Here is a 14379-nt window from a genome sequence, read left to right on the forward strand (position 1 = left end):
GTGCAGGATTCTGCGATTTATGATAGGGCAGAAAATAATCCCGTACAAGCATGTGTGTGAAGAATTGTGGGGAGCAAATGAATTGTAAGCATTTATCCACGCCACCGTTGACAAGTTATAAAAGAGGTTGTAGCGAGAGCAATTCGTCAATTCGACGGTGAGGCCAAGCGGGTAATTTTTCCAAAATGTCTTTGAGCTACACAGCGGGGTCAAGCCCATTGAGTTTTGCCATGGCAAACAAACTTTGAATCGTAGCAGCGCGCCGGCCAGCCCATTCAGAGCCTGTAAAAGGCCAATTCTTTCGGTTATGCTGATGTCAAGGGTTGGCCTGCATGGGTCCGCGAGGGGACGTGTGTATTACGACGGTTACCCCGGCAAATTCGCCGGATCATCGCACAAATAGGGTGGAAACTTTTGAACGCTGTTTCCTCTCCTAAACTGGAAAGTTTTGCACGCTGTTTAACAACCAAGGGCTAGTAACTGAAAATCAATCTCTTAGAGTTCAGTTGGATCATATGGAAGCTAGATTTATGGCTGCTTTGTTACGTGAAAATAATAATGACTGTTAGATTTAATTAATAATTGCAGCCATGTTTTTATAGAGATTTTTTATAATTTAATTTTTATATAAGTAGCGATGCGATCTATTATTCTTTCCACACCATTATGTATTTTTCCTTTTATGGGCTGTGGCGGAGATAATCCTATCCACGAAGAACAGGCGCTCATATCTTGAAAAAATAAAAATGCAACAAAGTCCTTAGCGGAGCTTGCAGATGAATTAAGCAAAGTGAAAGTAGAAGATTATGGCCGTGCTGTGCATGATAGAGCAGTAGAATTAAGAGAGATCGCATGTAATTTAGAAAAAATTATGCCAAAACCTACTGGGGAGCTAGCAAGTAGAACCTTATTGCTGATGGAACGTTTAACAAAAGTAATCCATTCTGAGTCAAGTGTAAAAAATAAGAGTTATATTTTAAATGATATTTCAAAAGAGACGAAGGAATTGAAAGAAGAAATGAGTGAGGATATAGAAGAAATTATAGAAAATTAGAAAGCAGCGAGGGGAAATTCAATTCGCCAACCGAGAGGCAGCAGTTTGCGATGTCGCCAGACAACTACGGTCACAGCCTTTTTATTCTTAACTAGTTTACCGTCCAACTTTCGGGGGTCAGTTCAAAAATGAGTCAACTTCAGGGTACCTTATCGAAGCAAGGTCAAACTAACCTCAAATACACGCCCTAGCAATTGCGTTTAGAAAAATCAAGTTGATCGTAGGGAGTGAGCTGTGCGGCTTCTGCAAGTTGCTTTGTCGCGGCAACGTCAGAACCTTTGATAATGATGGCACAATAGGAGTCAGAATCCGTTTCAAAATGCAGAAGTGCAAGTTCTCTTGCGGCCAGCCACTCCGACAATGCCTGAAATGCAGCAGGAACTGATTCGAATTCCATTTCGCAATCATGATCCCACTGCTCTTGGGCATTGAGGGTTGCCAGAATCTCAGAAACCTGCCATCCAATTTCTTCACTTGCCTTCCAGTCTAGTTGAATGATCAGCCACTGACCTCGTCGTTGGCCGTCGTCCCCTGACATAACTTCCTGTAGCGCCTCAAACGAGCTTTCTGTTTCGTATAGGGCGGTGCGGGCTACTTGCCATAGACGCCGAGCTTCCGTCTGGGATAAGGAAGCGGTCAAGAACTGGATGAACTTCTGAAGATTTTTTTCCAATTGTTCCAAATCAGGCCCACTTTCATTATCCAATAGTTCGGCAACATTTTCTTCAGGCACATCTGTATCAACAGGATCTGCATCCTTAGATTGGCTACCACTAAATATTTTTTTCAGAAATTTCAACATTTTGATCATTCTCCAGAATTTCCTAGTATTATTTTTATAAACATGCAAGGTGTCCCTATAATGCTAAAGAAATTTTCTATTTGTTCTTACACTAAAAATTGTCAGTGCATTTTTGCGCATCTGACCAAACCCTGATCGGCTTTAATCCATTCTGGCTATTTTCATCAAACGTTTCATTATGCTACCGCAGGAGCATTCTAATGAATAACACGATCAATCAAATCGACGAGCCGACATTACCTATCCAATACCCTTTCCCTTTGGGTAAAAATGGAACACCACCACTGGTTATCCATTGGGCACGCGAACATCGCCCTGTTTGTCCAATTCGTTTACCCAGCGGCAGGGACGCATGGATGCTCACCCGCAAAGATGATATAGAAAGAGTATTAAGTGATTCCAGCTTTTCACGAGACCTTACTTTTGCGGGAGCGCCACGCATGGCCGGTGAAGATATCACCAAAATCCCTGGCGGGCTTTTTAACCTTGATCCCCCTGATCATAGCCGAGTTCGCCAGGTACTCAAACGCTTTTATACACCAGCTGGTACTGAGCGGCATCGCCCTTTAGTGGAGCAACACGCCAAACGATTGCTCGATGCGATGGAGCAGGGACCCAAGCCGACTGATTTAGTGGAAGCTTATTTGGGGGCGCTACCATTGCAGGCAAGTGTGGACATCCTTCACATACCCGTTGAACACCAAAAAACTTACTTGCAATACTTCCAAGCTCAGACAGGTTTATCCACTGATCTTATGGCGACTCCAGAAGATATCAGCATTGCTACTGACAAAATTAAAGAATTTGCTGAGGCCATCATCGAAACTAGGCGCTTAACCGACAATTCTAACGTTGATGATTCGACTGGCGCTCTCATTAGTGCTCGAAAAGAGGGCGTGATTAGTGAAGCAGAATTAGTCGGCACCATCTGCTATCTGCTTATTACGGGCTCTGACTCACTGGTTGCTCCAATGAGCACCGGCACTTTGACTTTAATGCTAAACCGCGAGCAAGTACTTGAATGCCTCAAGAACCCTGCGCTGTGGCCCAAGGCAGTGGAAGAGGTGATACGCTATCACCACAATAGTGTGCTGGGTCTGCCTAGAGTTGCTTTAGAAGACATCACTATGCACGATGTAGTTATTCGTAAAAACGATGCTGTTTGTCTACCAATGCTCGGAGCCACATGGGACCCCAAACATTATCCGGAACCCCATAAATTTGACATTCACCGCACCACAAATGCTTCGATTACCTTCGGTCACGGCGTCCATTTCTGTTTAGGTGCTTCGTTAGCGCGGATGTTCTTGCAGGTTGCTTTTTCTGCGTTGTTTACGCGTTTTCCAGATTTGTCTCTTGCTATTCCAGAGCGAGAGATCCCGTGGGACGATGCGACGATGTTTATCAAGCCACGTAGTCTACCGGTCTCCTGGTAAATCAATGAAGAGCTAACAGGCAGCATTCCGCGAACAAGTGGGATGCAAATAATTTTGTTCAAGCCTGTAAAACAATAAAGAGAATCAAGATTTAGAGCAAACTTGGTTCCTGTTCGATTAACAGCTTTTCCCCGGTCGTTATCTAAACTAGCAAGCGACCTGCGTGCAAGGCTATCCTAAATAGGTTTTTTTATGTTGGTGACGTCTATGTTTACAGCTGATTATTTGCGCGCTCCGCTGCGACATCTGCTAGATATATTTTCACCAGATACGCCTTTAGAAATCAGCTATGGCGATGTTATACCTAAACTGGCCGCTTTAAAAACGGGTTTGCAAGCACTGCCAGATACCTTGATCGTCCTCGTTAGAATCAAAGATTTGGTTGCATCTATAGAAGAAGGGGCCGTATTACAAGTTAACCTTGATGCGTTTGCCAATATTCTCTATGAGGTTAAAAGCAATACTTTGCCCATCATCGTTGCGCTATGTCCTAGCTACTATGAAAGTCCTCTGCAACAAAGCAAAGCACTGCAAGCCGAGCAGAAGCTCGCCGATCAACTTAAAGAGCACTGTAGCGCATTCATCACTTTGGAGGATATTCAGCAGCATTACTTTACGCTAACAGATATCCAAGATCCCATTAACGAAATCCCTTATCACATACCGTATCAGCCACAATTTTATGTAGGACTGGCTTGCCTGCTGGCGAGACGCTATCATTTCATTAAAACCAAACCTCATAAAGTCATCGCGGTGGATTGCGACGATACCCTATGGACGGGTACGGCTGCTTCTGTCGGGATAGAGGGTATACGCTTTGAGTCTCATAACTTAGCCTTACAATCCCACCTAGTTGAACAATACAAGGCCGGTGTGCTCATCTGCTTGGTTAGTCAAAATGACCCTGAAATCATCTTTCAGGTGTTTGAAAATCGCCAAAAAGAAATGGTGCTCAACCGCTCCCACATTGCAGCGTACAAAATTAACTATGGGCTTAAATCCGATAATTTAGAGATGCTTGCTCAGGAATTTGAGAACATGGAGCTGGGCCGGTTTATCTTTATTGATGATTCTGCCCAAGAATGTGCGCAAATCAAATATGCACTGCCCATGGTTTCAGTTATCCAAATGCCGCAGCAGTTACCGGAATTCGAAAAATTATTCCAACATGTTTGGGCGCTGGACCGTGGCAAGGCGACTGAAGCAGATCAACAACGTACTCAGTTTTATCAAAATAATGCTATCAGAGATCAGTTACTGACTCAATCTAAGAGCCACCATCAAAGCTATTCGCAATTTATTCAAACACTTAACTTAAGCAGCGTCATTGAACCTGCAACGACGTCCAAACACTATGACAGAATTGCCCAATTAACGGAGAACTGCACCCAATTCAACTTGACGGGGCACGTCAAGATATCCGCAAGCAGCATTAAAACCTATTTGTCAAAACCTCTGGCTCGAGGTTGGATGATGGAGGTTGAAGATAAATTTGGCAAATATGGCCTCGTTTGCGCAGCGATAGGCCAGTTCGCCCAAAATATATTTATCTGTGAAGAATTTTTTGTAAGCTGTCGTGGTTTTAAGAAGGAGCTTGAATATAAATTTATCCAACATATTGCTCATGAGGTTTCATCTCGAGCGAATATTTTTCAGTTACCTTTCCAAGCCACAGAAAGGAATATTCCTGCAAAAAAATTTCTGGATATATTATTTGAAGCAGCAGGTATAGAGACAGATGAACAGAATTTCATTTTCAATGTACTCGCATTAACCAAAATTAATCCTGCCGCATTAACAGAGCAGGCGATTGCACAAACACACTCTGCTAAGGTAAATCATTCTATCAATGGATATAAGAAAGCAGACTATGCACAGCTGGCTGATTGGACATCTACGCTTGAACCTCTCTTAGACCAATATTTTATTGGCAAAGAAGTGCTGTCTGATATTTCAAAAATAGACCTCGAAGAAGGTATTCATTACCTCTGTAAAAAATTATTGTCATTGGATCAGATGAAACCTGAGGCGGCTTTGATTTTTCAGGGATTAAACTCCCTGAAAGCAACACAACTCGCTTACTTTTTATATCAGCAATACAAAATAAAGCTTGCTATATCCTTTTTGTTGAGCGAGCAGCTGACTGTGCAATCACTGGTTCAGACACTTAGGCGGCAAGCTAACATTAACTTATCAGATGTGGCTACAGTACCTGAAATAAGCGGGGCTATTATTCCTGCTTCTTTTCAGCAAAGAAGACTGTGGCTGAATGAGCAAAATCATGCAGAGCGCTCCTTTGATAACCACATGGTGATTCCTTTTGTAAGTTCACCTTTTAACATTGAACCTTTACAACAAGCCTGTCAAATTTTGCTCAATCGGCATGAAGTGTTTAGAACGGGGTTGAGTGCCTCTAGCCAACATATTGTATCGCAACATATCTTCCCCTCCGACCAGGTTAAATTGGATTTTGAGATATTGACTTTGGAAAAATCTGCTGATCTTGGCACGATTATTCGCAAAGTTGCACGCGAACCTTTCGCTCTTGAAATACCGCCTTTGATTCGTTTTAAAGTGCTTAAAACAGATTCGCATTATTACTTTGCAATCTGTGCTCACCATATTATTTTTGATGCGCTGTCCTTAAATATCATCGTTAATGAATTATCTGAATTTTTGCGTCCGTTTGCATGCCAGTCATCAGCAGCACTCGATCCCTCCCCTACCCAATACAGTCATTTGGTTGCTGAGCAGCAGCAAAAATATGGTGAAAGGTACCAAACAGAAGCATTAGACTACTGGCTCAAACAATTAGAGAACACAGAAGTTGCTCAATTTCCCCCTGATAACGCGCTGGAAACATCTCTCACCTCTTTAAGCGCGCGTCATGAATTTACTATACCGAAAGATCTGCATATCAAATTAGTTCATGCAGCCTGTACTATGGGAGTGACGGTCAACAGTTTGATGTTTTCTGCCTATAGCTTCTTAGTAGGAACGTACGCCAATCAAAATCATTTTGTTATTCTGACAGCCGCATCTGGCAGAGAAGAAGACCCTTCTTTTCAAAATACGGTAGGATTTTTTATTAATTTAATGCCTTTAGCCGTGCATCTGAAAGAAGACATGAGTTTCATTGAGTATGTTAAAACCAACCAAACTGCTCTTTTGAGAAGCTTGAAATATCAACAAATTCTCTTTGAGAAATTGCAGCAGCAGCTTCAGCAAAACGGCATCTCGTCTCCTCTGAAAAATCCTGCATTTATTTATCAAAACTACCCCATGGCCACTCTGACGCTGGGTGACGAGGTAGCAAGTTTAGTCCCGCCAATATCTTCTACTCTATATGACTTACGAGAAACCACTCGCTTTGGAGACTTCACCTTGTTTGTTCGGGAGACCCCCGACAGCCTTTTAGGCATGATTGAATATGCAAAGGCGAGTTACTCCACAAAACTGATTTCTCAAATTACACGGAATTTTCTCTATCTCTTGGAAGGGATTTGCCAAGAGCCCATGAAAAAAATCCACCATATGACTTGTATTTGCGAAAAACAAAAAAAATATTTATTTAACTTAAGGCAAATACCAAGTTCCAGTGACGATAATCGAGGCTTGATCGCCCTTTTTCGGGAACGGGTTATCAAACAAGGTGATCAGCCAGCAGTTTGTCATGGTGAACGTACATTGAGCTACTACGAGCTTAACCAACAATCTGACTCCTTGGCGCTCACTCTGCTAGAGCCATGTCCTTACACACAACTATAAACAGCCAAGTACAATAAACCTTTAAAAGAAAGAGATGACAGGCAGAGATGAGCTGGGCAGCGAAAGAATTTAAGACAGTAGATTTAGGTGACAAGCGGTTAAACAAGAGGCTGATGTTGCTTGCAGAGCGTCTTGGGGAAAAGCCGACGGCGAGTCTGCCTGGGGCATGTAAAGGGTGGGCGGAAACCCAGGGGGCGTATCGATTTTTATCTCAAGAGGATATAGGTTGGGAGTCTATTTTAGAGCCGCACTGGTCCTGTTCGCGTGCGCGCTTACAAGAGCAGCGTACCGTTTTGTGCATCCAAGACACCACGGAACTGAACTTCAACGGACAATCGATAGAAGGCTTGGGTCCCCTGTGTTACGAAGCGCAACGAGGTATGTACCTGCACCCGACGTATGCGGTATCGTTGGAGCGTGAACCGTTAGGCGTATTAGATGCGTGGATGTGGGCACGTGCATCCAAAGAAGACGTAGAGAATCGGTCTGGGATCAAGGAAAGTATACGCTGGATCGAAGGGTATAGCCGACTGGCAGAACTCTCAGCCGAGTTACCCGAGACACGTTTGGTGTATATGGCAGACCGTGAATCCGACATGCTAGAACTGATATGCAAAGCCTCCGAACTGGGGAATCCGGTGGATTGGTTAATTCGCTCGTGTCACAACCGGGTGCTACCAGATGGTGCTCGCCTGTGGGAGGCAGTCGGTGCGCAGGCAGCGGTAGGCGAATTGCATTTTATGATGCCCTCACGGCATGGCCAAAAGGCTCGAGCGGTACGTCAGCAAGTCAGAATGAAACGCGTTGTCCTTGATGATAGAAAGGGCTCCCCGTTAGAAGTGACCTGCGTAATAGCCCAAGAAGTGGAGGTACCGTCTGGCTGTAAGCCTGTGGAGTGGCGCTTGCTCACTAATCGCGTGGTACTTGATTTCGACGCAGCAGTGGAGTTGATTGACTGGTATCGGGCTCGCTGGGAGATTGAGATGTTCTTCCACGTTCTCAAAAACGGCTGTCGCGTCGAGGCGCTGCAACTAGGGGCTATCGAAAAGTTAGAGAGGGCGCTGGCGGTCTATATGGTGGTGGCTTGGCGAATCGCTCGCTTGATGAGACTAGGCCGTACTTGCCCTGATCTGGAAGCAGAACTGCTGTTTGAGCCAGAGGAATGGCAAGCCGCGTATCTTCTCATGAAAAAACCTGTGCCAAAAAAGACGCCTCGACTCAATGAAGTAGTGCGGCTTATTGCGATGTTGGGTGGATTCTTAGGCCGAAAAGGGGATGGCGAGCCCGGCGTAAAAACCATCTGGCAAGGATTACAGCAGGTTACTGCCTTTGCTCAGGGTCTACGCTGGGCGCGCCAAAACCAGATATTTTGAGTTGTGTATAAGGATATGTGCTAGAGCAAGGGATTCAAGAAAATGATTTGGTCGGCATCTATGCCGGCAGAAGTCTGGAATTTGTGGTTGCAATTCTGGCTATTCTTAAAGCGGGCGCAGCCTATGTGCCCATTCCATCGGATTATCCAACTGAACGTCAAAAATATATTATTGAGGATGCTAGGCTGCGCGTTTTACTCCACGACAAACCTGACCTAATCGCACCTGATTCTTTTAGAGTTACTTTGCTCAATATCCAGAAGGCTATTCACTTCCCTTCTTTGGACTGCACTTTTCCTGAAACAACAGCCAGTCACCTAGCCTACCTGATGTATACCTCTGGTTCGACTGGAGCGCCCAAAGGGATAGAAATTAGACAGCAAGGGATTATGCGTTTAGTTGTGGCGCCCAATTACATTGAATTTGGTCCTAAAGATAGCATCGCTTTTGCCTCCAACCCGGCGTTTGATGCAGCCACCTTTGAGATTTTTGGCGCACTTTTAAACGGGGCGCGTTTAGTCGTTTTCGACAAAAACGAAATATCGGATATGGATCGGTTGGAACAGAAGCTTATTGAGGAACGTATCACCATTCTATGGTTAACGGCTGGTTTATTTCACCATTACGCCAACAATCGACCTTCATTGTTTAGACAACTAAACTACTTATTAGCAGGCGGTGATGTACTCAATCCGAGAGCGATTGAAAGAATCTTTGATTGTTCGCAAGGCCGTCCAAAACATATCCTCAACGGCTATGGACCTACAGAAAATACGACCTTTACTACCGTGTACGAGATTACCGATAAACAAGCTCTTCAGAATAAATCATGGGTGCCGATAGGCAAACCCATTAACAATACAAGCTGCTATATCCTAGGTAAGTGGGGGCAACAGGTTCCTTTAGGGGCGAAAGGAGAATTGTATATCGGCGGTAAAGGTTTAGGCTGTTATCGTCATCCGGCGTTGCAAGTACAACGTTTTGTCACGGTCTCATCAGTGACCCCCGATCTGCTTTATAAAACGGAAGATATAGTCAGATATGATTTGGACGGTAATATAGTTTATTTAGGTCGTGCAGATGACCAAATCAAGATCTCGGGCAATCTTGTTGTTTTAAGCGAAATTGAACACCATCTTATCTCTCATGAAATGGTAAAAGAGGCCGTCGTATTGGCCAAACCTCAAGCAGATAATAATAAACAACTGATTGTTTTTTATCAGGCTAAAAAATCTGGAAAGCTACCTACTGCGGAGAGTTTGCGCTTTTATTTAAGTCAACGGCTACCTGCTTTTATGGTGCCAGCGTTTTACATTCTGCTTGATGCATTTCCTCTTAACCATAATGGAAAAGTAGACAAAAAGGCATTGCTGAAAAAAGAAATTTCCTCCCCAGCTGAAAATAAAGAAGTGGAAGTTCCTCTTACTTCTATGCAGAATCAAATTATTGCTGCCTGCCGTAGCGTTCATTCTAACATTCACTCTATTGAACTAAATCGTACTCTCGATTTTCAAGGCTTTCACTCTCTCGACCGTATGTCTCTACGAGCTATCATTCAGCAACAATTTCCGCAGTTTAATTTTCCGCCAGCTGCATTTAACGCCAGCGTAACACCACAAGATATAGTTGATTTGATATCCGAGAGCGCGCTTGGCTGTCCCCCACCCTACTCCCCACTCCGCAAACTAAAATCAGGGGATGAGGCTCATCCTCCGTTTGTGTTTATCCACCCAGCTAGTGGTTTTTTATTTCCTTATGAAAAATTAATCCAAGCATTGATCTCAAATCGTACCTGCTTTGGCATTGAAGACCCAGCCCTTTCAAATCATGGGAAAATTCAAAATAGCATTCAAAATATAGCGCGCACATATCTTGAATATATTCAAAAACAGATTAAAGATCCGATTATTTTAATAGGTTATTCATTTGGCGGTATGTTATCGCTGGAGATAGCATATCAAGCAGAAATGCAAGACACTAACAACATACGAGGCGTTTTGCTGCTAGATACTTGGATTGTTTCAAATCTAAAAAATGATGGTGTGCGAGAACAGATCAAGCAAGGTGTATTTGAACTTTATAAAGAGATTGAGCAAGAATTCCTGAAGCAGGAGCAGGTGAGTACAGACATATTGAAGCGCCTTGCACCTCGCTATAAGCAGTTACAAGAACTTGGCTTTGCCTTTAAGCCCAAGCCTTTGTCTAGAACCCCTGTGGTTTTATTCAAAGCTAGCGAATCAAAGAAGCTGTTTTCTGGCATGCACGATGAAAATAATTATTTATCCACGGTTGTACCCAAAACCTTATTAACCAAATACAGCGTACCCGGCGAGCATATGACATTGCTGGAGAATGAAGAAAGCATAGCCGCTATTGTGCGACTTATAGAAACATTAGAGATTTGAAGCTGACTGCTTTTCGCGGACACTTTTAAACTACCGAAAAGGAGTTCGTAATGCGTCAATCCAAAGCGCCGTATCCAGCGGCATTTCGTCAACAAATCAAGGATAAAGACAAACTCTATGCTCTGCATGCCCCGGAAGTGGAATGCAGAGCCAAGGGCAAGGCACGTAAGCCCTACGAATTCGGTGTAAAAGTGTCGATCACGACGACTCACCAGGAAGGGCTAGTGGTTGGTGCGCGCTCGATGCCAGGCAATCCTTACGACAGTCATACGCTGGCCGAAGCGCTAGAACAGGCAGCGATCCTGAGTGATGTGACTCCAGAGGTTGCCATCGTTGATCGCGGTTACAAAGGGATCGCAATCGAGGGTGTAAAATCTATCACTCTGGCATACGTCGGGGTATTACCCGTACGCTAAGCGCGATAATCAAGCGACGCAGTGCCATTGAGCCCACTATTGGTCATATGAAAGCGGATGGGAAACTTGATCGAAATTGGCTCAAAGGGGCGTTAGGTCATGTTATACACGCCTTAGATCAAATAGTACGCAAAACGATTTATTCAGGACCGACTTTTAAAATTCGGAAATTTTATTTTTAATGAAACAAGATTTATGTTTAGCCCAATTTCAAGTTCGATCAATGCGCATTATCCGGCAGCACAAAAATCCACCGAATCTGGTTTTCTCTCGCTTCCGCTGGAGGTTCGAGAACAAATAGAAAACCATCTGGTTTTTTCGAACCGGCAGAATTTGTTTAAAGCCTTAACGACAGTGACTCGTGATGGTGAACTGATAGATTCCCCCGCACTGAAATTACACTTAATCAAAGAGAGGATTCAAACTGAATATCAACGCTCTTTAATCCGCCCAGACGAAGAATTAAAACAATTTGCATTAGTTCAATTGCAAAAGCTTTCTGACTCAGCGCAACTCGATAAGGTAGTAGAGAAATTTAGACTTTTTGAGCTGGTATGCGTTGTTAACAACCCAAAAATATTTGCGCTTTTACGAGACAGCGTTCAGCAAGATGTCCAGCTAAAAGAAAAGTTATTGCACTGGGTAGAGCGATCTAAAGCAGAAGAGGTGCAGGCGATAGCGGCTAATGCACTGACGTTGCTGGTTAAAGCAGGCGTGCAATTCAATCATAAAGACCTCAAAGGAATCCGCGTGCCTGGCGCAGATTTAAGTTATGGGGTATTCGATTCAGCCCAATTACAGGAATCGGATTTGAGCGGAGTCAATTTTAGTGGAAGCTGGCTGCGTCAGGCGAATTTAAGCGCAGCCAAAATGGCAGGGGTACGGTTTGGCGAATGGCCTTATCTCCAAGAAAAGAGTTCAGTCAATTCCTGCGTGTATTCGCCGGATGGGAAGGCATGTGCAGTAGGCCTCGGAGACGGCACGATCAGCATCTACGACACTTCGAGCTGGGAGAAAATTTGCACCTTACACGGGCATACCGGCGACGTTAAGAGCGTGACGTATTCGCCTAGAGGTCATCAGATTGCCTCTGCCAGTGCCGACCGGACGGTGCGTCTGTGGGACACGCAAAGCTGGCAGCTCAGTCATACCTTAGCGGGACATACCGGTTGTGTTAATAGCGTGGCGTATTCGCCCAGCGGTGATCAGATTGCCGCGGGCAGTCATGACAAGACGGTGCGTCTGTGGGACGCGCACAGTGGAGAGGCCGGCCATATCTTAGAAGGGCATACCGAGCGTGTTAGTGGCGTGGCGTATTCGCCCAATGGAAATCAAATCGCCTCCTCGGGTAGCGTGGACAAGACGGTGCGTCTATGGGACGCGCACAGTGGGCAGCTCAGCTATACCTTAGGACATACCGGTTGGACTTCGAGCGTGGCGTATTCGCCCGACGGTGATCAGATTGCCTCGAGCGCTTCGGATAAGACGATACGTCTGTGGAACGCGCACAGCGGAGAGGCTGATCAGACCATACAAGAACATATCTCTTCTGCTATGAGCGTAGCGTATTCGCCGAGTGGTAAACAGATTGTTTCGGGCGGTTATGGCAACACGGTGCGGTTGTGGGACGCGCACAGCGGGGAGGCCGGTCGCACCTTACAAGGGCATACCAGCGTGGTTCGTAGCGTGGCGTATTCGCCGAGCGGTGAGCAGATTGCTTCGGGCGGTGCTGACAAAACGGTGCGGCTGTGGGACGCGTTTAGCTGGGAGGCTGCCCACACCATACAAGGGCATATCGACGCTGTTAGTAGCGTGGTGTATTCGCCAAGCGGTGATCAGATCGCTTCTGCTAGTCGCGACAAGACGGTGCGTCTGTGGGACGTGCACAGCGGCAAGGCTGGCCACACCTTACAAGGGCATACCGATACGGTTAGTAGCGTGGTGTATTCGCCCAGTGGCCAGCAGATTGCCTCGGGCAGTTTTGACCAAACGGTGTGTCTGTGGGACGCGCACAGCGGGCAGTTCAGTCACACCTTAGTGGGACATTTCGGTTGGGTTTCGAGCGTAGCGTATTCGCCGAGTGGTGATCAGATTGCTTCGGGCAGTTGGGACAAGACGGTGCGTCTGTGGGACGTGCACAGCGGGAAGCTCCGCCACACGTTACAAGGGCATATCGACGCTGTTAGTAGCGTGGTGTATTCGCCGAGCGGTGATCAGATCGTTTCTGCTAGTCGCGACAAGACGGTATGTCTGTGGGACGCCCACAGCGGGGAGGCTGGCCACATCTTAAAAGGACATACCGACTCGGTTATGAGCGTGGTGTATGCGCCAAGCGGTGATCAGATTGCCTCGGGCAGTTTGGACAAGACGGTGCGGCTTTGGGGTACGCACAGCGGTGAGGCTGGCCATATCTTAAAAGGGCATACCGATGGGGTTAGAAGCGTGATGTATTCACCGAGCGGTCTGCAGATCGCCTCGAGTGGCTGGGACGAGACGGTACGGCTGTGGGACGCGAGCTCGGGTCAGTGTTTAGCGGTGGTGCGAGGTTTTCAAGGAAGCATTAATAGCTTTGCCTGGAAAGAGATATTAAATAGCACCTATTTGGTTACCGGCTCTGACGATAAATCGGTTCGTGTCTGGCAGGTCATCGAAAACGAGGGGCGCTATCAAGTACGACTCTCTTGGAGTTCTACGCATGATAGACTGGTTTTGGCAGACACCACTGTTCAAGATGCGCAAGGCTTAAGTCAGTTGAATAAGAAACTGTTACAGCAGCGCGGAGCCGTGGGTGTACCGGGGCACTTCGCTTAGGTAAGCTCAGTCAACGTTAAGCGATCCACTATCCCCACCTGCCCCAATGCATAGCGAATGGCTTTGCCGATCAGCGATTTGGGCAAGACTTCCGCTTCATTTTTAACGAGCCATAGATAGAAGGCGTCCAATACCGGACGTCCTCTACCGGAGGTAAAGCTTACGCTCATTGAAGCATGTAGACGGTCCCAGTTGATCAAACCTGCTAACCGCACGAGTGGATGCTACATATTGATCAACTCACTCAGAAGTTGGCGGAATAAACCGCATTCCCTTATAGGTGCCTTCGGACCCATTTGTGCCTCGTTTAATTT

Annotated in this window: 7 protein-coding genes and 3 pseudogenes; 7 read left to right on the plus strand and 3 right to left on the minus strand. The window is 45.6% G+C overall.

Annotated features, from left to right (window positions below):
- Positions 1-115: 115 nt before the first annotated feature.
- Positions 116-304, minus strand: a pseudogene (locus tag KMZ15_RS06620) (transposase domain-containing protein); the annotation flags it as partial.
- Between the two features lie 486 nt (positions 305-790).
- Here KMZ15_RS06620 and KMZ15_RS06625 point away from each other — a divergent pair.
- On the plus strand, positions 791-1054 hold the full coding sequence (locus tag KMZ15_RS06625) for a hypothetical protein (protein WP_223691872.1): 264 nt from the start codon (positions 791-793) through the stop codon (positions 1052-1054).
- Between the two features lie 187 nt (positions 1055-1241).
- On the opposite strand, the gene KMZ15_RS06630 is transcribed toward KMZ15_RS06625, so the two are convergent.
- Complete coding sequence (locus KMZ15_RS06630; RefSeq protein ID WP_258134744.1) at positions 1242-1856, minus strand: hypothetical protein; 615 nt, start codon at positions 1854-1856, stop codon at positions 1242-1244.
- 200 nt (positions 1857-2056) lie between these two features.
- Between KMZ15_RS06630 and KMZ15_RS06635 the strand changes: the two genes are divergently transcribed.
- The 6 genes and pseudogenes from KMZ15_RS06635 to KMZ15_RS06660 all read left to right on the plus strand — a co-directional run bounded on the left by KMZ15_RS06635 (position 2057) and on the right by KMZ15_RS06660 (position 14065).
- Positions 2057-3292, plus strand: a complete 1236-nt coding sequence (locus tag KMZ15_RS06635) for a cytochrome P450 (RefSeq protein WP_223691876.1) — start codon at positions 2057-2059, stop codon at positions 3290-3292.
- A gap of 207 nt (positions 3293-3499) precedes the next feature.
- Entirely contained in the window at positions 3500-7060 is a 3561-nt protein-coding gene (locus KMZ15_RS06640; protein WP_223691878.1) for an HAD-IIIC family phosphatase, read from the plus strand.
- A gap of 47 nt (positions 7061-7107) precedes the next feature.
- Positions 7108-8433, plus strand: a complete 1326-nt coding sequence (locus KMZ15_RS06645; RefSeq protein ID WP_223691058.1) for an IS4 family transposase — start codon at positions 7108-7110, stop codon at positions 8431-8433.
- A 17-nt stretch (positions 8434-8450) separates the two neighbouring features.
- Positions 8451-10838 (plus strand): amino acid adenylation domain-containing protein, encoded by a 2388-nt coding sequence (locus KMZ15_RS06650; RefSeq protein ID WP_223691880.1) that lies wholly within the window; start codon positions 8451-8453, stop codon positions 10836-10838.
- An 89-nt stretch (positions 10839-10927) separates the two neighbouring features.
- Positions 10928-11367, plus strand: a pseudogene (locus KMZ15_RS06655) (transposase); the annotation flags it as partial.
- A gap of 82 nt (positions 11368-11449) precedes the next feature.
- Positions 11450-14065, plus strand: a complete 2616-nt coding sequence (locus KMZ15_RS06660; RefSeq protein ID WP_223691883.1) for a pentapeptide repeat-containing protein — start codon at positions 11450-11452, stop codon at positions 14063-14065.
- 134 nt (positions 14066-14199) lie between these two features.
- Here KMZ15_RS06660 and KMZ15_RS06665 read toward each other — a convergent pair.
- Positions 14200-14361: pseudogene (locus KMZ15_RS06665) on the minus strand (IS5/IS1182 family transposase); the annotation flags it as partial.
- Between the last annotated feature and the right edge of the window lie 18 nt (positions 14362-14379).

Origin of the sequence: Mycoavidus sp. HKI (assembly GCF_020023735.2) — a bacterium.
Classification (GTDB): domain Bacteria; phylum Pseudomonadota; class Gammaproteobacteria; order Burkholderiales; family Burkholderiaceae; genus Mycoavidus.

Excerpts from the sequence above, each read along its gene's own strand:
- KMZ15_RS06660 (WP_223691883.1), top strand. The coding sequence starts at position 11,450 with ATGTTTAGCCCAATTTCAAGTTCGATCAATGCGCATTATCCGGCAGCA.
- KMZ15_RS06640 (WP_223691878.1), top strand. The coding sequence starts at position 3,500 with ATGTTTACAGCTGATTATTTGCGCGCTCCGCTGCGACATCTGCTAGAT.
- KMZ15_RS06645 (WP_223691058.1), top strand. The coding sequence starts at position 7,108 with ATGAGCTGGGCAGCGAAAGAATTTAAGACAGTAGATTTAGGTGACAAG.
- KMZ15_RS06630 (WP_258134744.1), bottom strand. The coding sequence starts at position 1,856 with ATGTTGAAATTTCTGAAAAAAATATTTAGTGGTAGCCAATCTAAGGAT.
- KMZ15_RS06635 (WP_223691876.1), top strand. The coding sequence starts at position 2,057 with ATGAATAACACGATCAATCAAATCGACGAGCCGACATTACCTATCCAA.